Genomic DNA, 26,999 nt, shown 5'->3' with positions numbered 1-26,999 from the left:
GAGTCGTGAAGCGACCTGCACTCATTCTTATCTGCCTGTTATTACAGGCCTGTTCAGCCACGACTAAAGAGCTGGGCAATTCACTGTGGGACAGTCTGTTCGGCACGCCAGGCGTACAGCTGACGGACGATGATATTCAAAATATGCCCTACGCCAGCCAGTACATGCAGCTTAATGGCGGGCCGCAATTGTTTGTGGTGCTGGCCTTCGCTGAAGACGGACAACAAAAATGGGTCACTCAGGATCAAGCCACTCTCGTCACACAACATGGTCGTCTGGTGAAGACTTTGCTTGGCGGCGACAACCTGATTGAAGTGAATAACCTTGCCGCCGACCCGCTGATTAAACCCGCACAAATCATTGATGGTGCAACCTGGACGCGCACGATGGGCTGGACCGAGTATAAGCAGGTACGCTACGCCACCGCACGATCAGTCTTCAAATGGAATGGTACCGATACCGTCAAAGTCGGCAGCGATGAAACCCCGGTTCGCGTGCTGGACGAAGAAGTCTCCACCGACCAGGCGCGCTGGCATAACCGCTATTGGATCGACAGCGTAGGGCAAATTCGCCAGTCGGAACAGTATCTCGGCGCGGATTATTTCCCGGTGAAAACCACTCTCATCAAGGCGGCAAAACAATGATTAAACAAACTTTTGTCGCGTTGCTTTTGAGTGTGGGAGCGTCATCGGTCTTCGCGGCAGGAACCGTCAAGGTGTTCAGCAATGGCAGCAGTGAGGCCAAAACGCTAACGGGCGCAGAGCATTTAATCGATCTGGTAGGCCAACCGCGGCTGGCAAACAGCTGGTGGCCCGGTGCGGTGATTAGCGAAGAGCTGGCAACGGCGGCAGCATTGCGGCAGCAGCAGGCGTTGCTGACACGGCTGGCAGAACTGGCTGCAGATTCCAGCGCCGACGATGCCGCCGCGATTAACGCCTTACGCCAGCAAATTCAGGCGTTGAAAGTGACGGGCAGGCAAAAAATCAATCTTGATCCTGATATCGTCCGCGTTGCCGAACGCGGTAACCCACCGTTGCAGGGCAACTACACGCTGTGGGTCGGGCCACCACCGTCCACGGTCACGCTGTTCGGGCTTATCAGCCGTCCTGGCAAGCAGCCATTCACTCCAGGTCGCGACGTGGCGAGCTATCTCTCCGGGCAGAACCTGCTTAGCGGTGCGGATCGCAGCTACGCGTGGGTGGTTTACCCGGACGGACGCACGCAAAAAGCGCCGGTGGCTTACTGGAACAAGCGTCACGTAGAGCCGATGCCCGGCAGCATTATTTATGTTGGCCTCGCGGACTCCGTCTGGAGTGAGACGCCTGATGCCCTTAACGCCGACATTCTTCAGACTCTGACGCAGCGGATACCCCAATAATGAAAAAAAGACATCTGCTTAGCTTACTGGCGCTGGGCATTAGCATGGCTTGCTACGGCGAAACATATCCTGCGCCCATTGGCCCGTCGCAGTCGGATTTCGGTGGCGTAGGATTATTACAAACGCCCACCGCACGCATGGCGCGGGAAGGGGAGTTGAGCCTGAACTATCGCGATAACGATCAGTACCGTTATTACTCAGCTTCAGTGCAACTCTTCCCGTGGCTGGAAACAACGCTGCGCTACACCGACGTGCGCACCCGGCAGTACAGCAGCGTCGAAGCGTTCTCTGGCGATCAAACGTATAAAGATAAAGCCTTCGATCTCAAACTGCGTTTGTGGGAAGAGAGTTACTGGCTGCCGCAAGTGGCGGTTGGTGCGCGGGATATCGGCGGTACGGGGCTGTTTGATGCGGAATATCTTGTTGCCAGCAAAGCCTGGGGGCCGTTCGATTTTACGCTCGGCCTGGGCTGGGGATATTTGGGCACCAGCGGTAATGTGAAAAATCCGCTCTGTTCAGCCAGTGATAAATATTGCTATCGCGATAACAGCTACAAACAGGCGGGATCTATCGACGGTAGCCAGATGTTCCACGGTCCTGCCTCACTGTTTGGCGGCGTGGAATACCAGACGCCCTGGCAACCGCTGCGCCTGAAACTGGAGTATGAAGGCAATAATTATCAGCAGGATTTTGCCGGGAAGCTGGAGCAAAAAAGTAAGTTTAACGTCGGTGCGATTTATCGCGTTACCGATTGGGCCGACGTTAACCTTAGCTATGAACGTGGCAACACCTTTATGTTTGGCGTTACGTTGCGCACCAACTTTAACGATCTGCGCCCGTCTTACAACGATAACGCCCGCCCGCAATATCAACCGCAGCCGCAGGATGCCATTTTGCAGCATTCGGTGGTGGCGAATCAGTTAACGCTGTTGAAATACAATGCTGGACTTGCCGATCCACAGATCCAGGCGAAAGGCGATACGCTGTATGTTACCGGCGAGCAGGTGAAATATCGTGATTCGCGCGAAGGGATCATCCGTGCGAATCGGATCGTGATGAACGATCTGCCGGATGGGATCAAAACGATCCGCATTACGGAAAATCGCCTTAACATGCCGCAGGTGACGACGGAAACCGATGTCGCCAGCCTGAAAAATCATCTCGCCGGAGAGCCGTTGGGCCACGAAAAGACGCTGGCGCAAAAACGCGTCGAGCCAGTGGTTCCGCAGTCCACCGAGCAGGGCTGGTATATCGACAAATCACGCTTTGATTTCCATATCGATCCGGTGCTGAACCAGTCGGTCGGTGGCCCGGAAAACTTTTACATGTATCAGCTGGGCGTGATGGGAACGGCAGATTTGTGGCTGACGGACCATCTGCTGACCACCGGCAGCCTGTTTGCAAATCTTGCCAACAACTACGACAAGTTTAACTACACTAATCCTCCGCAGGACTCGCACTTACCGCGCGTGCGTACCCATGTGCGCGAGTATGTGCAGAACGATGTCTATGTGAATAACCTGCAAGCCAACTACTTCCAGCATCTGGGCAACGGCTTCTACGGTCAGGTCTACGGTGGTTATCTCGAAACCATGTTTGGCGGTGCGGGGGCAGAAGTGTTGTATCGCCCGCTGGACAGCAACTGGGCGTTTGGTCTGGATGCCAACTACGTTAAACAGCGCGACTGGCGTAGTGCAAAAGATATGATGAAATTCACCGACTACAGCGTGAAAACCGGACATCTGACCGCCTACTGGACGCCATCTTTCGCTCAGGATGTGTTAGTTAAAGCCAGCGTCGGGCAGTATCTGGCAGGGGATAAAGGCGGCACGCTGGAGATCGCCAAACGCTTTGATAGCGGCGTGGTGGTGGGTGGCTATGCCACGATCACTAATGTTTCGAAAGAGGAGTACGGCGAAGGGGACTTCACCAAAGGCGTGTATGTCTCGGTACCGTTGGATCTCTTCTCGTCTGGCCCGACACGCAGCCGTGCGGCGATTGGCTGGACGCCGCTGACGCGTGACGGTGGTCAGCAACTTGGGCGTAAGTTCCAGTTGTATGACATGACCAGCGACCGTAGCGTCAATTTCCGCTAAGTCATGGGAAAGGTGCCAGTTTTCGCACTCACTGGCACCTTCATTCTTAATGGCCTGTCGAGCCATCAGGAACGCAGTTCACTCCCGGTTTGCGATCTGGTGTGTAAAGGCGAAAACATTCTGTCTTCCTGTCCGTCGATATCGGTTGCAGGTCTGGTTGCCTGAGCGACTGGGCCATCATTGGGCTGGAGACATTGCTTTGCGGTAGGTCGGCTTTATCAGCAGTACCGAGCGGACCAGCATAAGCAGGAAGAACAGAGACTGATAACATCAAAGCAGCAAAATAAGGCTTCATTTTTACCACCTTTATCAGGTTACGTTTCATTTGTTCCAGAGGAACATTGTCGATTTTTCGCGCATTGCTGGTGGCTGGGAATCACCTGAATGGGTGATTTTTGAATTACCGGCTTTGGTGCGGTTTGTCTTGCCGGATGCGCCGCCAGGCGCGGCTTATCCGGCCTACGGGTAGGTATATCCGGCTTTGGTGGAGGCGCGCTCCAAATCCAGGTTGAACAAAACATACACAAAAAATATAGATCTCCGTCACATTTTTGCGTTATACAGGAAGCTCGCCACTGTGAAGGAGGTACTGCTATGACGTCACTCTCTCGTCCGCGCGTGGAGTTTATCTCCACCATTTTGCAGACCGTACTCAATCTTGGCCTGCTGTGCCTCGGCCTGATTTTGGTTGTCTTCCTCGGCAAAGAAACGGTGCATCTGGCTGATGTGCTGTTCGCGCCAGAACAAACCAGCAAATATGAGCTGGTAGAAGGACTGGTGGTTTACTTTCTCTATTTCGAATTTATCGCGCTGATTGTGAAGTACTTTCAGTCCGGTTTTCACTTCCCGCTACGTTACTTTGTCTATATTGGGATCACCGCCATTGTGCGCTTGATCATCGTCGATCATAAATCGCCACTGGATGTGTTGATCTACTCGGCTGCGATCCTGTTACTGGTGATCACCCTGTGGCTGTGTAATTCGAAACGGCTGAAGCGGGAGTAAAAAGTCAGCACGCCGAAATGGCGCGGCGTGCTGGACAGGAAGATTACAGCGTAGCAGTTTGTTGTGTTTTCTTCGTTTCCGGTTCCCAGAGCGCTTCCAGCTCCTCAAGGGTTTTACCTTTGGTTTCCGGGACAAATTTCCACATAAACAGTGCCGCCAGAACGCCCATACAACCGTAAATCCAGTAGGAGAAACCGTTGTGGAAATGGGCCACCAGCCAGGAGTTTTTGTCCATCATCGGGAAGGTCCAGGAGACGAAGTAGTTCGCCAGCCACTGGGCCGCCACCGCGATTGCCAGCGCTTTACCACGAATAGCATTCGGGAAGATTTCCGACAGCAGTACCCAGCATACCGGACCCCAGGACATGGCAAAGGCGGCAACATAGAACAGCATCGACAGTAGCGCCACAATACCCGGTGCCTGAGTGTAAAACGCGGTACCGAGGCTAAACATACCGATTGCCATTCCGAGTGCGCCGATAATTTGCAGTGGCTTACGACCAAATTTATCCACCGTCATAATTGCCAGAACGGTGAAGGTGAGGTTGATAACTCCGACAATAATGGTCTGCAACAGCGCGATATCCGTGCTGGCCCCCAGCGTTTTGAACACTTCCGGCGCGTAGTACAGCACCACATTGATGCCGACAAATTGCTGGAAGATGGAGAGCATTACGCCGATTACAATCACGCCCACGCCAAACATCAGCAGACGACCACCGGTTTTGCGGCCATGATCCAGGGAGTGTTTAATTTCCTGTACTGCCTGAGTTGCAAGCGTGTTGCCCATAATTTTGCGCAGGATACCTTCCGCCTGTTCTTGCTTGCCGCGCGACATCAGCCAGCGAGGACTTTCTGGCACGGTATACAGCAGCATTAAGAACAGCAGTGCAGGGATACATTCCGAGGCAAACATATAACGCCAGCCGTCAGTATTCAGCCAGCTGGCATCACCGGAACGGGCAATAAAATAGTTTACGCAGTAAACTAAAAGTTGCCCGAAAATAATCGCAAACTGGTTAAAAGAGACCAGTTTCCCGCGAATATGAGCTGGAGCCAGTTCCGCAATATACATTGGCGAGAGCATTGAGGCTAAACCAACGCCAATACCGCCAATAATGCGATAAATAACAAATTCCGGGACATAACCTGCCAGATAAACAGGCACAGTGTTGTCCGGGTTTATAGAGGTAAAACCAAGTTCTGGCCAGGCAGAACCTACACCAGAAATAAAAAACAGGACAGCAGCAATCTTAAGTGAATCACGACGACCGAAGCGGTTACTGCAATAACCACCGAGGGCACCGCCGATGATGCAACCAATCAGAGCGCTGGCCACGCAAAACCCTAACAGGGAGTTGGCAGCGGATTCACTTAAGTTTTGTGGAGCAACAAAGACGGTATTGAGTGACTCAACAGTACCGGAAATAACGGCAGTGTCGTAGCCAAATAATAAACCACCTAATGTAGCGACTAAGGTAATCGAAAATATATAACTGGAATTATACTGGGTATTCATTCAGACCTGCCTTAGACCATTCTGATCTTTTATCAGTGCATTGATGTTGGAATTGTCAGGCAGTTAAGGCAATTATCATTTTTTACAATGCGTTTACGTAATGTCTTTTCTGTGATCTTAATTGTGATAATTATCCAAAATTGATAAAAACAATACTATTGCCGTGACTCAGAGCACGAAAGAGAATTATCGTAAGTGGGAAAACAAATAACGTAAAAATAATAAGCTCTATGATGGAAATATTAACCGGCGAACGATTCAGATTGCAGACGAAAGAAAAAAAGGCGCTCCGTGGAGCGCCGAATAACAGTCACAAGTTGGGATAACGTAAGTTGAGGGTGCAGCGGCATAACATTGGCAGAACAACATCTTTAACCTTTCACACCACCTGCCGTCAGGCCGTTGACCAGCCAGCGTTGAGCCAGCAAGAAGACGATGGTGATCGGTAATGCAGACATCACGGCAGCGGCGGCAAAGTCACCCCACAGGTAGTTTTGCGGGTTGAGGTATTGCTGCATCCCCACGGCCAGGGTGTAGCTGTTTACGTCACGCAGTAACAGCGACGCGACCGGAACTTCAGTAATGGCAGCGATAAACGACAGGATGAATACCACCGCCAGAATCGGTACTGACAGCGGCAACAGGACAAGGCGGAAGGCCTGCCACGGTGTCGCACCATCCAGCGCAGCAGCTTCTTCCAGCGAACTGTCGATGGTTTCGAAATAGCCTTTGATGGTCCAGACATGCAGCGCAATCCCACCCAGATACGCGAAAATTACGCCGCCGTGAGTATTCAGGCCAATGAATGGAATGTACTCACCCAGACGATCAAACAACGCATACAACGCGACCAGTGAAAGTACTGCCGGGAACATCTGGAAAATCAGCATTCCTTTCAGCAGCGTCGCTTTGCCTGGAAAGCGCATACGGGCGAAAGCGTAGGCGCAGGTGGTGGAGAGCGCCACAATGCCAATCGCGGAAATCCCGGCGACCTTGACCGAGTTCCACAGCCACAGCAGTACCGGGAATGGCGGTGGCGTAATGCGACCATCAGCCTGTTCAACGCTAAAACCTAACGCCAGTTTCCAGTGATCCCAGGAGATTTGCTCCGGGATCAGGCTGCCGGTCGCAAAGTTTCCCTGACGCAGCGAGATAGCGACGACCATCAGCAGCGGGAACATAATCGCTGCGATAAAAAGTAGCAGTAGCAGGTGAGTAATAAATAAACGAGCTTTTTGCGATTTCGGTTGGACCATTGCCATTTTTGTTATCTCCCTTAATCAAACTTCATTCGCGTGGCTTTCAGGTTCACTATCGCCAGCGCACCCACCAGCAGGAAGATCAGCGTGGCAATTGCTGCCGCCAGACCGAAGTCCTGACCCCCGCCGCCTTCAAAAGCGATGCGGTAGGTGTAGTTAACAAGCAGGTCGGTATAACCGGCTGGCGTGGTCGTGCCAAGACGATCCGGGCCGCCGTTGGTTAACAGTTGAATCAGCACGAAGTTGTTAAAGTTAAAGGCGAAGCTGGCGATCATCAGCGGCGTCAGCGGTTTAATCAGCAGCGGCAGCGTAATCTTAAAGAAGTTCTGGAACGGACCTGCGCCATCCATTGCTGAGGCTTCATACAAATCGTCCGGAATCGCTTTCAGCAAGCCCATGCAGAGGATCATCATGTACGGATAACCCAGCCAGGTATTGACGATAATTAGCATCGTGCGGGCGGTGGTCGGATCGCTGAACCAGGCGGGCTTCACGCCAAACAGCGCGCTCAACATCATGTTGATTTCACCGAAGCTCTGGTTAAACAACCCTTTGAAAATCAAGATTGAAATGAACGATGGCACCGCGTAGGGCAGAATCAGCAGGACGCGATAGACCGCTTTGCCGCGCAACGCTTCCCACTGCACCAGACACGCCAGAACCATGCCGACCGCCACCGTTAAAAAGACAGTGATCAGCGAGAACACCACGGTCCAGACGAAAATGGCGAGGAACGGTTTCTGAATGCCTTCGTCGGTAAAGACGCGGGTAAAGTTTTTCCAGCCGGTGGTCACGGTGTAACCGGGGCTTAGCTTTTCATCACCCCAGTTGCCGTCGGCGGTAATGGACTGGTAAAAGCCAATTTGGTTATTCGGACGATATTTCACGCCGCTCTGATTATTCGTCAACGTGCCGTCACCGTCGAGTGTGTAGAGCGGCTGCGTGCCAGAAAACTGGCGCAGGGAGCTCATCATCACTTTGTTGCCATCCGGCAGAATGGCGGTAATGTCACTCAGCGCCTGACGATTCTGGGTAATCACGCGCAGATTCGCGCGTTCGCCTTCGGGCTGGGCGGTCGTTTCTTTCAGTTGCAGTTTTTGCTCGCCGCCAAATTTAAAAGCGTCGGAGAGGTAATTTTTGCCGGTTTCGCCGTCGCTGAGCGCCAGTTGCCACTCATCGCCCGCCGGGTAAAGACCAAAGTTATAGGTTTTGCCTGCTTGCCAGGAGCGATCTAACAACACTTCCTGCGCACGTTCAAAAGTCAGCTGGTTAGTGCTGCTGTAGTTGGTGAAGGCAATGGCGATGGTGCAGACCAGAGGGAAGAGGACGAATAATCCCATTCCAGCCATTCCCGGGTAAACATAGCGCCAGGCGTAGGCTTTACGATTGGCGAAAATATACAGCCCCGCTGAACTCAATATCAGCGTGGTAATGGCGAACAGGTATTCCCCTTGTGCGTACATTAAAACAACAAGGTAACCCACCAGCAGGCCGAGCAGACCTAGCACTGACCATTTCAGCGCGTCGCTTTGCCACCAATGTTTCTTTTTAATGACATCCATGGGGTTCTTCCTCATTCCAGGACGGATAAGGCTTTCACGCCTTATCCGACAACAACTGCCTGATGCGACGCTGACGCGTCTTATCAGGCCTACATACGTTTCGGTTTTGTAGGCCGGACAAGGCGTTCACGCCGCATCCGGCATTTCACAGCATTACTTGGTGATACGAGTCTGCGCGTCTTTCAGGGCTTCATCGACAGTCTGACGACCGCTGGCGGCGTTGATCACCGCAGTACGCACGGCATACCAGAAAGCGGACATCTGCGGGATGTTCGGCATGATTTCACCTTTCTGGGCGTTTTCCATGGTGGCGGCAATACGTGGATCTTTCGCCAACTCTTCCTCGTAAGACTTCAGCGCTACGGCACCCAGCGGTTTGTCTTTATTAACCGCTTCCAGACCTTCATCAGTCAGCAGATAGTTTTCGAGGAACTCTTTCGCCAGCTCTTTGTTCGGACTGGCGGCGTTAATACCTGCGCTCAGCACGCCAACGAACGGTTTGGATGGTTGACCCTTGAAGGTCGGCAGTACCGTTACACCATAATTCACTTTGCTGGTGTCGATGTTGGACCATGCCCACGGGCCGTTGATGGTCATCGCTGTTTCGCCTTTATTAAAGGCAGCTTCTGCGATGGAGTAATCGGTGTCTGCATTCATGTGTTTGTTTTTAATCAGGTCAACCAGGAAGGTCAGACCCGCTTTCGCGCCAGCGTTATCCACGCCCACGTCTTTAATGTCGTACTTGCCGTTTTCATACTTGAACGCATAACCCCCGTCAGCAGCAATCAGCGGCCAGGTGAAGTACGGTTCTTGCAGGTTGAACATCAGCGCGCTCTTACCTTTCGCTTTCAGTTCTTTATCCAGCGCCGGGATCTCTTCCCAGGTTTTTGGCGGGTTCGGCAGCAGATCTTTGTTATAAATCAGCGATAACGCTTCAACAGCGATCGGGTAAGCAATCAGCTTGCCGTTGTAACGTACGGCATCCCAGGTAAACGGATACAGCTTGTCCTGGAACGCTTTGTCCGGGGTGATTTCAGCCAACAGGCCAGATTGAGCGTAGCCACCAAAGCGGTCGTGTGCCCAGAAGATAATGTCAGGGCCATCGCCAGTTGCCGCAACCTGTGGGAATTTCTCTTCCAGTTTATCCGGATGCTCAACGGTGACTTTAATTCCGGTATCTTTCTCGAATTTCTTACCGACTTCAGCGAGACCGTTATAGCCTTTATCGCCGTTAATCCAGATTACCAGTTTACCTTCTTCGATTTTGGCGAGAGCCGAGGCGGAAAACATCATCGTCGTTAATGCGGATAATGCGAGGATGCGTGCACCTGTTTTTATTTTCATAATCTATGGTCCTTGTTGGTGAAGTGCTCGTGAAAACACCTAAACGGACTCTAGTTTCTTTATACGGCAACCTCTTTCCATCCTCCTTGCCCCTACGCCCCACCGTCGCTTTGTGTGATCTCTGTTACAGAATTGGCGGTAATGTGGAGATGCGCACATAAAATCGCCACGATTTTTGCAAGCAACATCACGAAATTCCTTACATGACCTCGGTTTAGTTCACAGAAGCCGTGTTCTCATCCTCCCGCCTCCTCCCCCATAAAAAAGCCAGGGGGTGGAGGATTTAAGCCATCTCCTGATGACGCATAGTCAGCCCATCATGAATGTTGCTGTCGATGACAGGTTGTTACAAAGGGAGAAGGGCATGGCGAGCGTACAGCTGCAAAATGTAACGAAAGCCTGGGGCGAGGTCGTGGTATCGAAAGATATCAATCTCGATATCCATGAAGGTGAATTCGTGGTGTTTGTCGGACCGTCTGGCTGCGGTAAATCGACTTTACTGCGCATGATTGCCGGGCTTGAGACGATCACCAGCGGCGACCTGTTCATCGGTGAGAAACGGATGAATGACACTCCGCCAGCAGAACGCGGCGTTGGTATGGTGTTTCAGTCTTACGCGCTCTATCCCCACCTGTCAGTAGCAGAAAACATGTCATTTGGCCTGAAACTGGCTGGCGCAAAAAAAGAGGTGATTAACCAACGCGTTAACCAGGTGGCGGAAGTGCTACAACTGGCGCATTTGCTGGATCGCAAACCGAAAGCGCTCTCCGGTGGTCAGCGTCAGCGTGTGGCGATTGGCCGTACGCTGGTGGCCGAGCCAAGCGTATTTTTGCTCGATGAACCGCTCTCCAACCTCGATGCTGCACTGCGTGTGCAAATGCGTATCGAAATCTCCCGTCTGCATAAACGCCTGGGCCGCACAATGATTTACGTCACCCACGATCAGGTCGAAGCGATGACGCTGGCCGACAAAATCGTGGTGCTGGACGCCGGTCGCGTGGCGCAGGTTGGGAAACCGCTGGAGCTGTACCACTATCCGGCAGACCGTTTTGTAGCCGGATTTATCGGTTCGCCAAAGATGAACTTCCTGCCGGTAAAAGTGACCGCCACCGCAATCGATCAAGTGCAGGTGGAGCTGCCGATGCCAAATCGTCAGCAAGTTTGGCTGCCAGTTGAAAGCCGTGATGTCCAGGTTGGAGCCAATATGTCGCTGGGTATTCGCCCGGAACATCTACTGCCGAGTGATATCGCTGACGTCATCCTTGAGGGTGAAGTTCAGGTCGTCGAGCAACTCGGCAACGAAACTCAAATCCATATCCAGATCCCTTCCATTCGTCAAAACCTGGTGTACCGCCAGAACGACGTGGTGTTGGTAGAAGAAGGTGCCACATTCGCTATCGGCCTGCCGCCAGAGCGTTGCCATCTGTTCCGTGAGGATGGCACTGCATGTCGTCGACTGCATAAGGAGCCGGGCGTTTAAGCACCCCACAAAACACACAAAGCCTGTCACAGGTGATGTGAAAAAAGAAAAGCAATGACTCAGGAGATAGAATGATGATTACTCTGCGCAAACTTCCTCTGGCGGTTGCCGTCGCAGCGGGCGTAATGTCTGCTCAGGCAATGGCTGTTGATTTCCACGGCTATGCACGTTCCGGTATTGGTTGGACAGGTAGCGGCGGTGAACAACAGTGTTTCCAGACTACCGGTGCTCAAAGTAAATACCGTCTTGGCAACGAATGTGAAACTTATGCTGAATTAAAATTGGGTCAGGAAGTGTGGAAAGAGGGCGATAAGAGCTTCTATTTCGACACTAACGTGGCCTATTCCGTCGCACAACAGAATGACTGGGAAGCTACCGATCCGGCCTTCCGTGAAGCAAACGTGCAGGGTAAAAACCTGATCGAATGGCTGCCAGGCTCCACCATCTGGGCAGGTAAGCGCTTCTACCAACGTCATGACGTTCATATGATCGACTTCTACTACTGGGATATTTCTGGTCCTGGTGCCGGTCTGGAAAACATCGATGTTGGCTTCGGTAAACTCTCTCTGGCAGCAACCCGCTCCTCTGAAGCTGGTGGTTCTTCCTCTTTCGCCAGCAACAATATTTATGACTATACCAACGAAACCGCGAACGACGTTTTCGATGTGCGTTTAGCGCAGATGGAAATCAACCCGGGCGGCACATTAGAACTGGGTGTCGACTACGGTCGTGCCAACTTGCGTGATAACTATCGTCTGGTTGATGGCGCATCGAAAGACGGCTGGTTATTCACTGCTGAACATACTCAGAGTGTCCTGAAGGGCTTTAACAAGTTTGTTGTTCAGTACGCTACTGACTCGATGACCTCGCAGGGTAAAGGGCTGTCGCAGGGTTCTGGCGTTGCATTTGATAACGAAAAATTTGCCTACAATATCAACAACAACGGTCACATGCTGCGTATCCTCGACCACGGTGCGATCTCCATGGGCGACAACTGGGACATGATGTACGTGGGTATGTACCAGGATATCAACTGGGATAACGACAACGGCACCAAGTGGTGGACCGTCGGTATTCGCCCGATGTACAAGTGGACGCCAATCATGAGCACCGTGATGGAAATCGGCTACGACAACGTCGAATCCCAGCGCACCGGCGACAAGAACAATCAGTACAAAATTACCCTCGCACAACAATGGCAGGCTGGCGACAGCATCTGGTCACGCCCGGCTATTCGTGTCTTCGCAACCTACGCCAAGTGGGATGAGAAATGGGGTTACGACTACACCGGTAACGCTGATAACAACGCGAACTTCGGCAAAGCCGTTCCTGCTGATTTCAACGGCGGCAGCTTCGGTCGTGGCGACAGCGACGAGTGGACCTTCGGTGCCCAGATGGAAATCTGGTGGTAATAGCAAAACCTGGGCCGGATAAGGCGTTTACGCCGCATTCGGCAACCAACGCCTGATGCGACGCTTGCGCGTCTTATCAGGCCTACAACGGCTGTCAAATGTAGGCCGGATAAGGCGTTTACGCCGCATCCGGCATAAAAACAGGTTGTCATTATCTGAAAGGGGCGAAAGCCCCTCTGATTATCGGGTTTAGCGCGCTATTGCCTGGCTACCGCTGAGCTCCAGATTTTGAGGTGAAAACAATGAAAATGAATAAAAGTCTCATCGTCCTCTGTTTATCAGCAGGGTTACTGGCAAGCGCGCCTGGAATTAGCCTTGCCGATGTTAACTACGTACCGCAAAACACCAGCGACGCGCCAGCCATTCCATCTGCTGCGCTGCAACAACTCACCTGGACACCGGTCGATCAATCTAAAACCCAGACCACCCAACTGGCGACCGGCGGCCAACAACTGAACGTTCCCGGCATCAGTGGTCCGGTTGCTGCGTACAGCGTCCCGGCAAACATTGGCGAACTGACCCTGACGCTGACCAGCGAAGTGAACAAACAAACCAGCGTTTTTGCGCCGAACGTGCTGATTCTTGATCAGAACATGACCCCATCAGCCTTCTTCCCCAGCAGTTATTTCACCTACCAGGAACCAGGCGTGATGAGTGCAGATCGGCTGGAAGGCGTTATGCGCCTGACACCGGCGTTGGGGCAGCAAAAACTTTATGTTCTGGTCTTTACCACGGAAAAAGATCTCCAGCAGACGACCCAACTGCTCGACCCGGCTAAAGCCTATGCCAAAGGCGTTGGTAACTCGATCCCGGATATTCCCGATCCGGTTGCTCGTCATACCACCGATGGCTTACTGAAACTGAAAGTCAAAATGAACTCCAGCTCCAGCGTGTTGGTCGGGCCTTTATTTGGTTCTTCCGCTCCAGCTCCGGTTACGGTAGGCAACACGGCGGCACCAGCTGTGGCTGCACCCGCTCCGGCACCGGTGAAGAAAAGCGAGCCGATGCTCAACGACACGGAAAGTTATTTTAATACCGCGATCAAAAACGCTGTCGCGAAAGGTGATGTTGATAAGGCGTTAAAACTGCTTGATGAAGCTGAACGCCTGGGATCGACATCTGCCCGTTCCACCTTTATCAGCAGTGTAAAAGGCAAGGGGTAATTACGCCCCACAGTGCTGATTTTGCAACAACTGGTGCGTCTCCTGGCGCACCTTTTTTTATGCTTCATTCCAGGGATATGAGCGATTTTTTATAGTACTTCATTTCTTCTTCACTAAGAATGTGCATTATCTCAATGCCTTATCAGAGATTCTTTTCCTTTCGCCGGTAGTGTCTGGACATTCAGGCTACTTTTCCAGGTTATTTTATTTCTGTTATGCAGAGGTTTTATGATAAGTCATATCCTAAATTCTGGCGGCAATAACTCTTTGATGAAACATGATGTGGTGCAAGGAAATAATATAGTAGATCTTGATTTACTACGTAATTTAAATGGGGTGCCAGGTTTAAACATAGATAACTTTATTTATATCAGCAATATTTTTTCAAATATAAAACAACGGAACGAAAAAATCATGCAATAAATATGTTTCGTGAAGTCTCAATCAGTAATGATACTATAAGTGTAAAATTCTACAGAAATGAAAAAAATTGAATGCGCTTGCAATTTTCTGATGGATAAAGATGCGCAGGGGTATATCGACCTGTCTGATTTGGATTTAACAAGTTGTCATTTTAAAGGTGACGTTATATCGAAGGTGTCTTTTTTATCATCAAATCTACAACATGTAACATTCGAATGTAAAGAAATTGGGGATTGCAATTTTACTACTGCAATAGTTGATAATGTCATATTTAGATGTCGACGTTTACACAATGTGATTTTTATCAAAGTGAGTGGTGAATGTGTCGATTTCAGCAAAAATATTCTTGATACAGTTGACTTCTCGCAGAGTCAACTTGGTCATAGTAATTTTCGCGAATGTCAGATTAGAAATTCAAACTTCGATAATTGTTATCTTTACGCTTCGCACTTCACCAGAGCAGAGTTTCTGTCTGCCAAAGAAATATCATTTATTAAATCGAATTTGACAGCTGTTATGTTTGATTATGTGCGAATGTCGACAGGGAATTTTAAAGATTGCATTACAGAACAATTGGAATTAACTATTGATTATTCAGATATATTTTGGAATGAAGATCTCGATGGTTATATCAATAACATTATAAAAATGATTGATACATTGCCAGATAATGCAATGATATTGAAATCCGTTCTGGCCGTAAAACTGGTGATGCAATTAAAAATACTTAATGTTGTTAATAAAAACTTTATTGAGAATATGAAGAAAATATTTAGCCATTGTCCTTATATAAAAGATCCCATTATACGCAGTTATATCCATTCTGATGAAGATAACAAGTTCGATGATTTTATGCGTCAACATCGATTCAGTGAGGTGAATTTCGATACCCAACAGATGATCGATTTTATTAACAGATTTAATACGAATAAATGGCTAATTGATAAAAATAACAATTTTTTTATCCAACTTATCGATCAGGCCTTACGATCAACGGATGATATGATCAAAGCAAATGTTTGGCATCTTTATAAAGAGTGGATTCGTAGTGATGATGTTTCACCTATATTTATAGAAACTGAAGATAATTTAAGAACCTTTAACACGAATGAATTAACACGAAACGATAATATCTTTATCCTGTTCTCCTCAGTCGATGATGGGCCAGTTATGGTGGTAAGCTCCCAGCGCTTACATGATATGTTGAATCCTACAAAAGATACCAATTGGAATTCCACGTATATCTACAAATCCAGACATGAGATGTTGCCTGTTAATCTTACTCAGGAAACACTTTTTAGCTCCAAATCTCATGGTAAATATGCGCTTTTCCCAATTTTTACTGCGAGTTGGCGAGCTCATCGTATAATGAATAAGGGTGTTTAAGTAAAGGAAAACATCACCGTTCCTGGCATCCTGGACGGTGATGCCCCTACGGTTGCCCTCGCCAGCACGGGCATCGGTAAAGCGTAAGGTTCAACATCGTTTTACCACTTCATGCGATTGTTGCGTTTTTGTTGCGTATTAGATCACTTAATTTGCTTTACATCTCCCGTAAACACTTTTCTGAGATACAATGCCTTTACGTTATGTAACGGAGAGTTCGGCATGTCACACCCCGCGTTAACGCAACTGCGTGCGCTGCGCTATTTTAAAGAGATCCCTGCCCTGGATCCGCAACTGCTCGACTGGCTGTTGCTGGAGGATTCCATGACAAAACGTTTTGAACAGCAGGGAAAAACGGTAAGCGTGACGATGATCCGCGAAGGGTTTGTCGAGCAGAATGAAATCCCCGAAGAACTGCCGCTGCTGCCGAAAGAGTCTCGTTACTGGTTACGTGAAATTTTGTTATGTGCCGATGGTGAACCGTGGCTTGCCGGTCGTACCGTCGTTCCTGTGTCAACGTTAAGCGGGCCGGAGCTGGCGTTACAAAAATTGGGTAAAACGCCGTTAGGACGCTATCTGTTCACATCATCGACATTAACCCGGGACTTTATTGAGATAGGCCGTGATGCCGGGCTGTGGGGGCGACGTTCCCGCCTGCGATTAAGCGGTAAACCGCTGTTGCTAACAGAACTGTTTTTACCGGCGTCACCGTTGTACTAAGAGGAAAAAAATATGGAGTGGAGTCTGACGCAGAATAAGCTGCTGGCGTTTCATCGCTTAATGCGTACGGATAAGCCAATTGGCGCGTTACTGCTGCTCTGGCCAACATTATGGGCGTTGTGGGTGGCGACACCGGGCGTTCCCCAGCTCTGGATCCTGGCGGTGTTTGTCGCGGGTGTCTGGCTGATGCGCGCTGCCGGATGTGTGGTGAATGATTATGCTGACCGCAAGTTTGATGGTCATGTTAAGCGCACGGCGAACCGACCACTTCCCAGCGGCGCGGTAACAGAGAAAGAGGCGCGCGCGCTGTTTGTCGTGCTGGTACTGATTTCGTTTTTACTGGTGCTGACGCTGAATACGATGACCATTCTGTTGTCGATTGCCGCGCTAGCGCTGGCGTGGGTGTACCCGTTTATGAAGCGGTATACCCATCTACCGCAAGTGGTGCTGGGCGCGGCGTTTGGCTGGTCGATTCCAATGGCTTTTGCCGCTGTGAGTGAGTCGGTGCCATTGAGTTGCTGGTTAATGTTCCTCGCCAATATTCTCTGGGCGGTGGCTTACGACACGCAGTATGCGATGGTTGACCGCGATGATGATGTGAAGATTGGCATTAAATCCACGGCAATCCTGTTCGGCCAATACGATAAATTGATTATTGGTATTTTGCAGATTGGCGTACTGGCACTGATGGCGATCATCGGTGAGTTAAATGGCTTAGGCTGGGGATATTACTGGTCAATTCTGGTGGCTGGCGCGCTGTTTGTTTATCAACAAAAACTGATTGCCAACCGCGAGCGTGAAGCCTGCTTTAAAGCATTTATGAATAATAACTATGTTGGTCTGGTACTATTTTTAGGGCTGGCAATGAGTTACTGGCATTTCTGATGATGTAAAAAAGCCGGATGATCATCCGGCTTTCTTCTGGGTTGCCTGATGCGCGGCGCTTCTCAGGCCTACACAACACATCGCAATTTATTGAATTTGCAGATTATGGAAGGCCGGATAAGGCGTTTTCGCCGCATCCGGCAATTCTCTCTGATTACCCTTCGCCCTGCGTCGCACTCTCAATCGTCAAACGCACGTCTGATGTAATCAACTCCGCCAGCAACTGATAAACCTTCATCGTTTCTGCCGGTTCGGCATCGCCGCTATCGCTGATATACCCTTCATCACGCAGTGTCAGCACCAGAGAACTGAACACCGCCTTGTCGAAGAACTCCGGCGCGTTGATGCCGTGCAGCACGGAGAGACGTTGCGCGACGGTGCGGCTCTCTTTCTCCAGCGTACCGCGGTTGATCGACGGGTTGGCACTCAACAACCAGAAGGTGATGGCATAACGTTGCAGCGTTTCGCGCGCGCCTGCGGCCAGCAGCTGTAGCGTGCGAGAATGCGCCGGGTTGATATGCAACTCATCATCTTGCAGGGTAATCAGCCCCTGACGTTGCATCTCATTTGCCAGCGCATCAATAACGTCCGGCAACTCGTCGCGATCCCAGCGCAGGAACAGCTCCGCTTTCAGCATTGGGTAAAGCACATTGACGTGCTCCATCAATACGTCGCGGGAGATGTGGCGATGCTGGGTGACGATTGCCGCCATCAGCGAAGGCAGCACCAACATATGCGCAATGTTGTTGCGATAGTAGGTCATCAGCACCGCTTGCTCGCGCGGCAGAATGATGATGTCGCCGATTGTGTCTTTCTCGACTTCAAACTTGTTCATTTGCAGCGCGTGATCGATAAGCTCGCTGGCGCTGGCTGAAGGAACGGTAGAGTCCGTGGAGTAAGGTACGTTGCGCATCAGATCCAGGTAGCAGTTGAGTTGCTCGGTTAACTGCTCGCGGGTGAGTGAGCGCTGACGTGACGCCAGAAGCGCAGTACAGCACAGGTTCATGGCGTTTGCCGCGCCTGCGTTGTTAATGCGTACCATCAGATCGGCAGCAATATTATTGACCGTCGGCGTTAACCATGCCGGACGCACCGCTTCGATGGGATCGATAGATTCACGCCAGTCTGGTACGTGCTGGTTAAGGTAGGTCATCAACGGCATTGGTTCACCGAAGTTGACGTAACCCTGACCGAGATTACGCAGCTTGCTTAAACCGCGCAGCATCTGCGGCAGGCTCTCTTTCTCTTTCGTCGCGCCGCGCAGTTCTTTGGCGTAAGTACCCACTTCCATGACGTGCTCATAACCGATGTAGATCGGAATCAGCGTAATCGGACGCGTGCCGCCACGCAGCATCGCCTGAATGGTCATCGACAGCGTACCGGTTTTCGGATCCAGCAAACGCCCCGTGCGGGAACGACCGCCTTCCACGAAGTACTCGACGGAATAACCACGGCTGAACAGTTCGCCGAGATACTCACGGAAAACGGTGGAATAAAGTTTATTGCCTTTAAAAGTACGGCGAATAAAGAACGCCCCCAGACGGCGGAAAATCGGCCCGGCCGGCCAGAAGTTCAGGTTGATCCCAGCGGCGATATGCGGCGGCACCAGCCCCTGGTGATACAGCACGTAAGAAAGCAGCAGGTAGTCCATGTGGCTGCGGTGGCAAGGCACATATACCAGCTCATGACCGTCGTGGGCCAGCTGGCGAACGCGCTCGGCGTTATGGACGTTGATGCCCTGGTAAAGGCGGTTCCAGGTGAAGCCCAGAATACGGTCAGTCAGGCGAATCATCTCGTAAGAGAAATTCGCCGCAATCTCTTCCATCAGCGCAATCGCGTTCTGCTGCGCTTTTTCATGGGAGATTTTTTTGCTGCGCGCTTCATCTTCTACCGCTTTGGCAATGGCGCGGGAGGCGAGCAGCTTATTAAACAGATCCTGACGAGCAGGCAGACGTGGGCCCACAGCAGCCAGACGTTGACGGGCAAAGTGCATACGCGCCACGCGCGCCAGTTTCTGTGCGATAGTTTTATCCGTGCCGTGTTCATCCGCCATACGGCGCAGCGAAACTGACGGCGAGAAACGCACAAAACTGTCGCGACCGAGCCACAGTACGGCGAAAAATTTCTGTACGCCGTTAAGCATACGCAGCGGCGGGTTTACTTCGCCTTTTTCACGCCCCGGCGCGCGACCAAACATCACCGATACTGGCACCATCTGCACATCCAGATTTGGGTTGCTACGGTGCAAATCGAGATAGTCGTGGAACAGCTTAATAGACTCTTCTTTCGGCGTGTAATAGGTGAATACACGCGGCCCGCCGTGAATGAACACATAGCGCGGCAGTAGCGTGCCGTCGATTTCCAGCGGCTCTAACGGGTCAGGCAAGTCATGAGCCAGACACTGGGCGCGTAACGTCAGCAAATCTGCTTTCGAGTTGTACGGTAAAACGTACATAATTGGACGAGAGGTATCCAGCCCCAGTTCCGGGGCAGGATCTGCCGGAATAGACTTGCTTTTTACCAGGATGCTTAATGGTAAATTCAGTAATTTGTAGTAAATTCGTGGCCAGCCGGACATAAACGATGTAAAGCCTCTGGTTAATAATGCAAATGCGCGGCAAGGATAGCAGAAAGTCATGGGAAATTCTGTGGTATCCGCTCATGTTTCGCGCGGCGTTACGCAAACCCGAATCATCGGATTTAACGGTACACTGATATTGACGCTCATAATGTAAAAAGGTTCTTTCAATGGCCAATAATACCACTGGATTCACCCGAATTATCAAAGCTGCTGGCTATTCCTGGAAAGGTTTACGCGCTGCATGGATCAACGAAGCGGCATTCCGTCAGGAAGGCGTAGCGGTATTGTTGGCGGTGGTCATCGCCTGCTGGCTGGATGTGGACGCAATTACCCGCGTGCTGCTTATCAGCTCCGTGATGCTGGTGATGATTGTGGAAATCCTCAATAGCGCCATCGAAGCAGTGGTTGACCGAATTGGCTCTGAATACCATGAGCTTTCCGGACGCGCTAAAGATATGGGATCCGCCGCGGTGCTGATTGCGATTATCGTCGCCGTGATAACCTGGTGCATCCTGTTATGGTCGCATTTTGGATAACCCTTCCAGATTTCGATAAATCTCTGGTTTATTGTGCAGTTTATGGTTCCAAAATCGCCTTTTGCTGTATATACTCACAGCATAACTGTATATACACCCAGGGGGCGGAATGAAAGCGTTAACGGCCAGGCAACAAGAGGTGTTTGATCTCATCCGTGATCACATCAGCCAGACAGGTATGCCGCCGACGCGTGCGGAAATCGCGCAGCGTTTGGGGTTCCGTTCCCCAAACGCGGCTGAAGAACATCTGAAGGCGCTGGCACGCAAAGGCGTTATTGAAATTGTTTCCGGCGCATCACGCGGGATTCGTCTGTTGCAGGAAGAGGAAGAAGGGTTGCCGCTGGTAGGTCGTGTGGCTGCCGGTGAACCGCTTCTGGCGCAACAGCATATTGAAGGTCATTATCAGGTCGATCCTTCCTTGTTCAAGCCGAATGCTGATTTCCTGCTGCGCGTCAGCGGGATGTCGATGAAAGATATCGGCATTATGGATGGTGACTTGCTGGCAGTGCATAAAACTCAGGATGTACGTAACGGTCAGGTCGTTGTCGCACGTATTGATGACGAAGTTACCGTTAAGCGCCTGAAAAAACAGGGCAATAAAGTCGAACTGTTGCCAGAAAATAGCGAGTTTAAACCAATTGTCGTTGACCTTCGTCAGCAGAGCTTCACCATTGAAGGGCTGGCGGTTGGGGTTATTCGCAACGGCGACTGGCTGTAACATATCTCTGAGACCGCGATGCCGCCAGGCGTCGCGGTTTGTTTTTCATCTCTCTTCATCAGGCTTGTCTGCATGGCATTCCTCACTTCATCTGATAAAGCACTCTGGCATCTCGCCTTACCCATGATTTTCTCCAATATCACCGTTCCGTTGCTGGGACTGGTCGATACGGCGGTAATTGGTCATCTTGATAGCCCGGTTTATTTGGGCGGCGTGGCGGTTGGTGCAACGGCGACCAGCTTTCTCTTTATGCTGTTGCTGTTTTTACGCATGAGCACCACCGGGCTGACTGCGCAGGCTTATGGTGCCAAAAATCCTCAGGCATTAGCCCGTGCGCTGGTGCAACCGTTGCTGTTGGCGTTGGGGGCTGGGGCGTTAATTGCGCTGCTGCGTACACCGATTATCGATCTGGCTCTGCATATTGTTGGCGGTAGTGAAGCAGTCCTGGAACAGGCGCGGCGCTTTCTTGAAATCCGCTGGTTAAGCGCACCGGCGTCGCTGGCGAATCTGGTATTACTCGGTTGGTTACTCGGCGTGCAATATGCCCGTGCGCCAGTAATTTTGTTAGTGGTCGGCAATATCCTCAACATTGTGCTGGATGTCTGGCTAGTGATGGGGCTGCATATGAACGTGCAGGGCGCGGCGCTGGCGACGGTTATTGCGGAATATGCAACATTGCTGATTGGTCTGCTAATGGTGCGTAAAATCCTCAAACTACGCGGAATTTCCGGCGAAATGCTGAAAACTGCCTGGCGAGGAAACTTCCGTCGCTTGCTGGCGCTTAACCGCGATATCATGCTGCGTTCGCTGTTGTTGCAACTCTGTTTCGGCGCGATCACCGTACTTGGTGCGCGACTGGGGAGTGACATTATCGCTGTTAACGCGGTTCTGATGACGCTACTCACCTTTACCGCCTATGCGCTTGATGGTTTTGCCTACGCGGTTGAAGCGCACTCCGGTCAGGCATACGGTGCGCGCGACGGTAGCCAGTTGCTGGATGTATGGCGGGCAGCGTGCCGCCAGTCGGGGATTGTAGCGTTACTGTTTTCGGTGGTTTATTTGCTGGCAGGGGAACACATCATTGCGTTGCTGACGTCGTTAACCCAGATTCAGCAGCTGGCTGACCGCTATCTTATCTGGCAGGTGATTTTGCCGTTGGTTGGCGTCTGGTGTTATCTGCTGGACGGCATGTTTATAGGCGCAACGCGTGCCGCCGAAATGCGTAACAGTATGGCGGTGGCCGCCGCAGGTTTTGCGCTGACGCTCCTTACGCTGCCGTGGCTGGGTAATCATGGTTTGTGGCTGGCATTAACCGTCTTTCTGGCGTTGCGCGGGCTTTCTCTGGCGGCTATCTGGCGGCGTCACTGGCGTAACGGTACCTGGTTTGCCGCAACGTGACGGTTAAAAATTCTGAATAAATTATCCTAAGCCAAATTGCTGACTACACTTAATCTCACGTTCAGAAGAAAAGTGAACGTACTCTCATTCACAACCTAACGATGAGGTCTTGATTATGAATAAAGATGAAGCCGGCGGTAACTGGAAACAGTTTAAAGGTAAAGTGAAAGAGCAATGGGGCAAACTGACCGATGATGATATGACGATCATTGAAGGTAAACGTGATCAACTGGTCGGTAAAATCCAGGAACGTTATGGTTATCAGAAAGATCAGGCAGAAAAAGAGGTCGTGGATTGGGAAACCCGCAATGAATATCGCTGGTAATTAATCCCTCCTGCCCGACGTGTACAAGGATGTACGCCCTCTTAACGCGGTTTCTTTTTCACCTGCACAGAGTGATCATGCTGGCACTGTTCAGGATGACGACACGCTTCCACTTCCACGCATGCCGCACAGAGCCCATGTGCTTCAATCACATTATGCCGCAGGGCAAACCCCATTTTTGCCGCCAGCGTATGCATGATGTCTTCCACGCCTTCTGCACATTCTTCTTTCACCGCGCCGCAGCGATCGCAAATAAACATAGCTGACGTATGGGTGGGCTGGTCGAACAGATGGCAGAGCACATAACTGTTGGTGGATTCCACCTTATGCACAAAACCTTGCTCAAGCAGAAAATCCAGCGCGCGATAAACCGTTGGCGGCTTGGCTTGCGGTTCAGCTTCGCGCAGCAAATCAAGCAGATCATAAGCGCTGATAGCGCCATCCTGCAGACTCATCAGGCGCAACACTTCCAGGCGCTGTGGGGTCAGGCGCACATTACGCTGCGCGCAGATTTTTTCAGCCTGCGCTAATAACTCCTGCGTTGTGGTCTTTTCCATCGGGCACCTCAAAGTGGGGGTTAAGAATGTCCTTACTTTACCATGTTCCAGGAAAAACACCGAGAACCCTTATTGTTGCCGTAATGTTGCTTTTCTGTTTTGTACGTAAGGTGTTGTGTTGCCTGGTCGTACCATTATCAACACGATAATAATTAATAATTCATTTTTAAATAAATTGCTTCAAGTTAACTCGCTATTTATTTAACTGGGGTTGTTCGCATACCTGTAGTTCAGAAAATTATGAGCGATTTTTGATAGTTACCAGATGGCAAAACACTTATAAGGAGGACACGGTACGACAAAAAAGGTAGATGAATCATGTTGAAGATAATACCCGGTGCAACTGGATACTTTAATAAAACACTCAATTCAAATCAATTCGATAATAAAGATGCAACCAAAGATAAATTAGATAATATAGATGCAACCAACGATAAATTAGATAATAGAGGTACAATCAAAGGTAAATTAAATAATATATATGGTAAATCTATTGATTATGCAGCGCTGCGTCATCGGGATATAATTATTGCAAAAATAGATTTGTTTATTCAACGAATCACGCATAATTTATGGCATGCACGTAAAAAAATGTGTTTTTAATTGAGCAAATAAATGATCTCAAAATGTGGGTCAATAAGTATATTGACGATTGCACTGATGAGGATTTAAACGATCGTGACTTTATTGCATCAGTTGTTGACCGGGCTATTTTTCATTTCGCGATTAATAGTATATGTAATCTTGGGGATAATAAAGATGCAATGCCCATTGAACAATGTACTTTTGATGTAGAAACTAAGAATGACCTTCCCTCCACGGTTCAGCTATTTTATGAGGAATCTAAGGATAATGAACCTTTAGCGAATATACATTTTCAAGCAATAGGTTCTGGTTTTTTAACGTTTGTTAATGCCTGCCAGGAACATGATGACAACAGCTTAAAATTATTTGCTTCGCTGTTAATTTCACTTTCATATTCTAGTGCCTACGCAGATTTATCAGAAACAGTGTATATTAATGAAAATAATGAGAGCTACCTGAAAGCTCAGTTTGAAAAATTATCTCAACGTGATATGAAGAAGTACCTGGGAGAGATGAAGCGTCTGGCTGATGGGGGAGAAATGAATTTTGATGGCTATCTGGATAAGATGTCACATCTGGTGAATGAAGGAACGCTCGATCCTGATATTTTAAGCAAAATGCGAGATGCTGCACCACAATTAATTAGCTTCGCGAAGTCGTTTGACCCAGCCTCAAAGGAAGAGATTAAAATACTTACAGACACTTCTAAATTAATTTATGATTTGTTCGGGGTTAAATCGGAGAAATAATATGTGAAGTTCTTCGATAGTATGGAAGGCATTATATAAAAGGACCCAATATTTATTGGGTTCTTTTTTCTCTATCAATGCTATTAGCAGGGAGAGATATCACCAGAGTTTAATGTGTGATTTTTTATTTATCGTCGAACCTGGATTGTTTATCATTGGCCTTAACAAAGTTAACGGCTAATAAGATTATTTCCATCACTTCGTGAGAGCTTCATGCCTTGAGAGGATCTCAATTTTCTTTTGCAATGAGACAGGCGCTTCCTGTTGTTATGGTATAGTACCCCGCTATTGAGCCTCCTGAACAGTGATGCTGAATAACATAACCCCATGATATATCGATAAAATAATCTCTACATTTGAAAATGCACGGTAATTCTGAAATGCAAAAAATCAACCAAACCAGCGCAATGCCTGAAAAAACTGACGTTCACTGGAGTGGTCGGTTTAGCGTTGCACCAATGCTCGACTGGACGGACAGACATTGCCGCTATTTCTTGCGTCTGCTTTCCCGCAATACGTTGCTGTATACTGAAATGGTAACTACAGGGGCGATTATTCACGGTAAAGGTGATTACCTGGCGTATAGTGAAGAAGAACATCCGGTAGCGTTGCAACTCGGCGGTAGCGATCCGGCGGCGCTGGCGCAGTGTGCGAAGCTGGCAGAAGCGCGTGGATATGATGAGATCAACCTGAATGTCGGCTGCCCGTCTGACCGGGTGCAGAACGGCATGTTTGGTGCGTGTCTGATGGGTAATGCGCAGCTGGTTGCCGACTGCGTGAAAGCGATGCGCGATGTGGTGTCGATTCCGGTGACGGTGAAAACGCGTATTGGCATCGACGACCAGGACAGCTATGAATTTCTCTGCGATTTCATCAACACCGTTTCCGGCAAAGGCGAGTGTGAGATGTTCATCATCCATGCACGTAAAGCCTGGCTTTCGGGGTTAAGTCCGAAAGAAAACCGTGAGATCCCGCCGCTCGATTATCCGCGTGTGTATCAACTGAAGCGTGACTTTCCGCATCTGACAATGTCGATTAACGGTGGTATCAAGTCGCTGGAAGAGGCCAAAGCACACCTGCAACATATGGATGGCGTGATGGTCGGGCGCGAGGCGTATCAGAATCCGGGTATTCTGGCGGCGGTAGACCGGGAGATCTTTGGTTCCTCGGATATCGATGCCGATCCGGTGGCGGTAGTGCGCGCCATGTATCCGTACATTGAGCGTGAACTCAGCCAGGGGACGTATCTCGGTCATATTACCCGGCATATGTTGGGCTTGTTCCAGGGTATTCCTGGCGCGCGGCAGTGGCGGCGTTATTTAAGTGAAAATGCCCATAAAGCGGGTGCAGACATTAATGTGCTGGAACACGCGCTCAAACTGGTGGCGGATAAGCGTTAACTTTTCACCAAAAAATAGTCAAATTCACCACGCCCTGCGCACCGTCGCGGGGCGTTTTGCTGTTAAATCAATAGATTATTTTTGGCATGATTCTTGTAATGCCAGCAAGAGATTTCATATTTGGGAGTGCATCATGCTGGAACTACTTTTTGTGATTGGCTTTTTTGTCATGCTGATGGTCACCGGCGTTTCGTTGCTGGGCATTATCGCCGCGCTGGTTGTGGCGACGGCCATTATGTTCCTCGGCGGTATGCTGGCATTGATGATTAAGTTGCTGCCGTGGTTACTACTGGCGATTGCGGTGGTGTGGGTTATTAAGGCGATTAAAGCACCAAAAGTGCCGAAATATCAGCGTTATGACCGCTGGCGTTACTAAGGGATTGTGCGGATGATCACAACCTAAGGTTTTATCCTTAGAACAAAATAGGAATTGATAATCAAATCTGTCACTATTGCGCCTCTAACAGATTCATCGTGCTGTACCCTACATACAGCCGAACTATAAAAAGAAAGGGCTT

23 protein-coding genes and 2 pseudogenes are annotated in these 26,999 nt (G+C 50.0%); 18 read left to right on the top strand and 7 right to left on the bottom strand.

Translation table 11 applies throughout. From position 1 onward, the window contains the following. The first annotated feature begins 5 nt into the window (after positions 1–5). The 3 genes from AB4H76_RS21510 to AB4H76_RS21500 are packed head-to-tail and all read left to right on the top strand — an operon-like array spanning position 6 to position 3,474. Entirely contained in the window at positions 6–644 is a 639-nt protein-coding gene (locus AB4H76_RS21510; RefSeq protein WP_001301119.1) for a YjbF family lipoprotein, read from the top strand. Beyond that, on the top strand, positions 641–1,378 hold the full coding sequence (locus AB4H76_RS21505; protein WP_000595505.1) for a capsule biosynthesis GfcC family protein: 738 nt from the start codon (positions 641–643) through the stop codon (positions 1,376–1,378). The genes AB4H76_RS21510 and AB4H76_RS21505 overlap by 4 nt, the downstream gene beginning before the upstream one ends. Further along, the gene (locus AB4H76_RS21500; protein WP_077491813.1) at positions 1,378–3,474 is read left to right on the top strand and encodes a YjbH domain-containing protein; all 2,097 of its coding nucleotides are present in this window, start codon (positions 1,378–1,380) and stop codon (positions 3,472–3,474) included. The genes AB4H76_RS21505 and AB4H76_RS21500 overlap by 1 nt, the downstream gene beginning before the upstream one ends. A 46-nt stretch (positions 3,475–3,520) precedes the next feature. Here the strand turns inward: AB4H76_RS21500 and AB4H76_RS21495 are convergent, their stop codons facing one another. Next, the gene (locus tag AB4H76_RS21495) at positions 3,521–3,799 is read right to left on the bottom strand and encodes a periplasmic protein (RefSeq protein WP_001295279.1); all 279 of its coding nucleotides are present in this window, start codon (positions 3,797–3,799) and stop codon (positions 3,521–3,523) included. On the opposite strand from AB4H76_RS21495, the gene AB4H76_RS21490 reads away from it, so the two are divergent. Together AB4H76_RS21490 and psiE are read left to right on the top strand one after the other, a co-directional pair. Continuing rightward, the gene (locus AB4H76_RS21490) at positions 3,800–3,943 is read left to right on the top strand and encodes a hypothetical protein (protein WP_000487766.1); all 144 of its coding nucleotides are present in this window, start codon (positions 3,800–3,802) and stop codon (positions 3,941–3,943) included. It begins immediately after the preceding gene. Between the two features lie 125 nt (positions 3,944–4,068). Beyond that, entirely contained in the window at positions 4,069–4,479 is a 411-nt protein-coding gene (gene psiE, locus AB4H76_RS21485; RefSeq protein WP_000202902.1) for a phosphate-starvation-inducible protein PsiE, read from the top strand. A gap of 43 nt (positions 4,480–4,522) precedes the next feature. Here psiE and xylE read toward each other — a convergent pair whose 3' ends face one another. The 4 genes from xylE to malE form a co-directional block, all read right to left on the bottom strand. Then, complete coding sequence (xylE, locus tag AB4H76_RS21480) at positions 4,523–5,998, bottom strand: D-xylose transporter XylE (RefSeq protein ID WP_001097274.1); 1,476 nt, start codon at positions 5,996–5,998, stop codon at positions 4,523–4,525. Between the two features lie 371 nt (positions 5,999–6,369). Continuing rightward, complete coding sequence (malG, locus tag AB4H76_RS21475; protein WP_001252058.1) at positions 6,370–7,260, bottom strand: maltose ABC transporter permease MalG; 891 nt, start codon at positions 7,258–7,260, stop codon at positions 6,370–6,372. 14 nt (positions 7,261–7,274) lie between these two features. Then, positions 7,275–8,819, bottom strand: coding sequence for a maltose ABC transporter permease MalF (gene malF / locus AB4H76_RS21470; RefSeq protein WP_001297290.1), 1,545 nt, complete (start codon positions 8,817–8,819; stop codon positions 7,275–7,277). A 153-nt stretch (positions 8,820–8,972) separates the two neighbouring features. Then, positions 8,973–10,163: a maltose/maltodextrin ABC transporter substrate-binding protein MalE gene (gene malE / locus AB4H76_RS21465; RefSeq protein WP_000695387.1), complete on the bottom strand. Its 1,191-nt coding sequence runs from the start codon at positions 10,161–10,163 to the stop codon at positions 8,973–8,975. A 364-nt stretch (positions 10,164–10,527) separates the two neighbouring features. Here malE and malK point away from each other — a divergent pair, with 364 nt between their 5' ends. The 6 genes and pseudogenes from malK to ubiA all read left to right on the top strand — a co-directional run bounded on the left by malK (position 10,528) and on the right by ubiA (position 17,632). Further along, entirely contained in the window at positions 10,528–11,643 is a 1,116-nt protein-coding gene (malK, locus tag AB4H76_RS21460) for a maltose/maltodextrin ABC transporter ATP-binding protein MalK (RefSeq protein ID WP_000179165.1), read from the top strand. A 71-nt stretch (positions 11,644–11,714) separates the two neighbouring features. After that, positions 11,715–13,055 (top strand): maltoporin LamB, encoded by a 1,341-nt coding sequence (lamB, locus tag AB4H76_RS21455; RefSeq protein WP_000973663.1) that lies wholly within the window; start codon positions 11,715–11,717, stop codon positions 13,053–13,055. 242 nt (positions 13,056–13,297) lie between these two features. Continuing rightward, entirely contained in the window at positions 13,298–14,218 is a 921-nt protein-coding gene (malM, locus tag AB4H76_RS21450) for a maltose operon protein MalM (RefSeq protein WP_077492764.1), read from the top strand. 228 nt (positions 14,219–14,446) lie between these two features. Then, a pseudogene (locus AB4H76_RS21445) lies at positions 14,447–16,027 on the top strand (SopA family protein). 222 nt (positions 16,028–16,249) lie between these two features. Next, positions 16,250–16,747, top strand: a complete 498-nt coding sequence (gene ubiC / locus AB4H76_RS21440; RefSeq protein WP_001295693.1) for a chorismate lyase — start codon at positions 16,250–16,252, stop codon at positions 16,745–16,747. A gap of 12 nt (positions 16,748–16,759) precedes the next feature. Beyond that, positions 16,760–17,632, top strand: coding sequence for a 4-hydroxybenzoate octaprenyltransferase (gene ubiA, locus AB4H76_RS21435; RefSeq protein WP_000455227.1), 873 nt, complete (start codon positions 16,760–16,762; stop codon positions 17,630–17,632). Positions 17,633–17,786: 154 nt separating this feature from the next. Here ubiA and plsB read toward each other — a convergent pair whose 3' ends face one another. Continuing rightward, positions 17,787–20,210 (bottom strand): glycerol-3-phosphate 1-O-acyltransferase PlsB, encoded by a 2,424-nt coding sequence (gene plsB / locus AB4H76_RS21430; RefSeq protein WP_000017354.1) that lies wholly within the window; start codon positions 20,208–20,210, stop codon positions 17,787–17,789. Positions 20,211–20,380: 170 nt separating this feature from the next. Between plsB and dgkA the strand changes: the two genes are divergently transcribed. The 4 genes from dgkA (at position 20,381) to AB4H76_RS21410 (ending at position 23,190) form a co-directional block, all read left to right on the top strand. After that, positions 20,381–20,749, top strand: coding sequence for a diacylglycerol kinase (gene dgkA / locus AB4H76_RS21425; RefSeq protein ID WP_000002907.1), 369 nt, complete (start codon positions 20,381–20,383; stop codon positions 20,747–20,749). Between the two features lie 109 nt (positions 20,750–20,858). Then, positions 20,859–21,467 (top strand): transcriptional repressor LexA, encoded by a 609-nt coding sequence (lexA, locus tag AB4H76_RS21420; RefSeq protein ID WP_000646078.1) that lies wholly within the window; start codon positions 20,859–20,861, stop codon positions 21,465–21,467. Positions 21,468–21,539: 72 nt separating this feature from the next. Continuing rightward, positions 21,540–22,865, top strand: a complete 1,326-nt coding sequence (gene dinF / locus AB4H76_RS21415; protein WP_001301116.1) for an MATE family efflux transporter DinF — start codon at positions 21,540–21,542, stop codon at positions 22,863–22,865. A gap of 115 nt (positions 22,866–22,980) precedes the next feature. Further along, entirely contained in the window at positions 22,981–23,190 is a 210-nt protein-coding gene (locus AB4H76_RS21410) for a CsbD family protein (RefSeq protein WP_001030593.1), read from the top strand. 41 nt (positions 23,191–23,231) lie between these two features. Here the strand turns inward: AB4H76_RS21410 and zur are convergent, their stop codons facing one another. Beyond that, complete coding sequence (gene zur, locus AB4H76_RS21405; protein WP_001295691.1) at positions 23,232–23,747, bottom strand: zinc uptake transcriptional repressor Zur; 516 nt, start codon at positions 23,745–23,747, stop codon at positions 23,232–23,234. Positions 23,748–24,065: 318 nt separating this feature from the next. On the opposite strand from zur, the pseudogene AB4H76_RS21400 reads away from it, so the two are divergent. The 3 genes and pseudogenes from AB4H76_RS21400 (at position 24,066) to pspG (ending at position 26,857) form a co-directional block, all read left to right on the top strand. Next, positions 24,066–25,081, top strand: a pseudogene (locus tag AB4H76_RS21400) (DUF2713 family protein). Positions 25,082–25,443: 362 nt separating this feature from the next. Next, positions 25,444–26,481: a tRNA dihydrouridine(20/20a) synthase DusA gene (gene dusA, locus AB4H76_RS21395; protein ID WP_001329186.1), complete on the top strand. Its 1,038-nt coding sequence runs from the start codon at positions 25,444–25,446 to the stop codon at positions 26,479–26,481. Positions 26,482–26,614: 133 nt separating this feature from the next. Beyond that, a complete protein-coding gene (pspG, locus tag AB4H76_RS21390; RefSeq protein ID WP_000891404.1) occupies positions 26,615–26,857 on the top strand; it encodes an envelope stress response protein PspG in 243 nt (80 codons plus the stop codon). Positions 26,858–26,999: the final 142 nt, after the last annotated feature.

The organism is Escherichia sp. UTM R2, assembly GCF_048593455.1.
GTDB classification, from domain to species: domain Bacteria; phylum Pseudomonadota; class Gammaproteobacteria; order Enterobacterales; family Enterobacteriaceae; genus Escherichia; species Escherichia coli.
The sequence above is the reverse complement of the archived record's forward strand: the minus strand, read 5'-3'. Positions and strand labels throughout refer to the sequence as shown.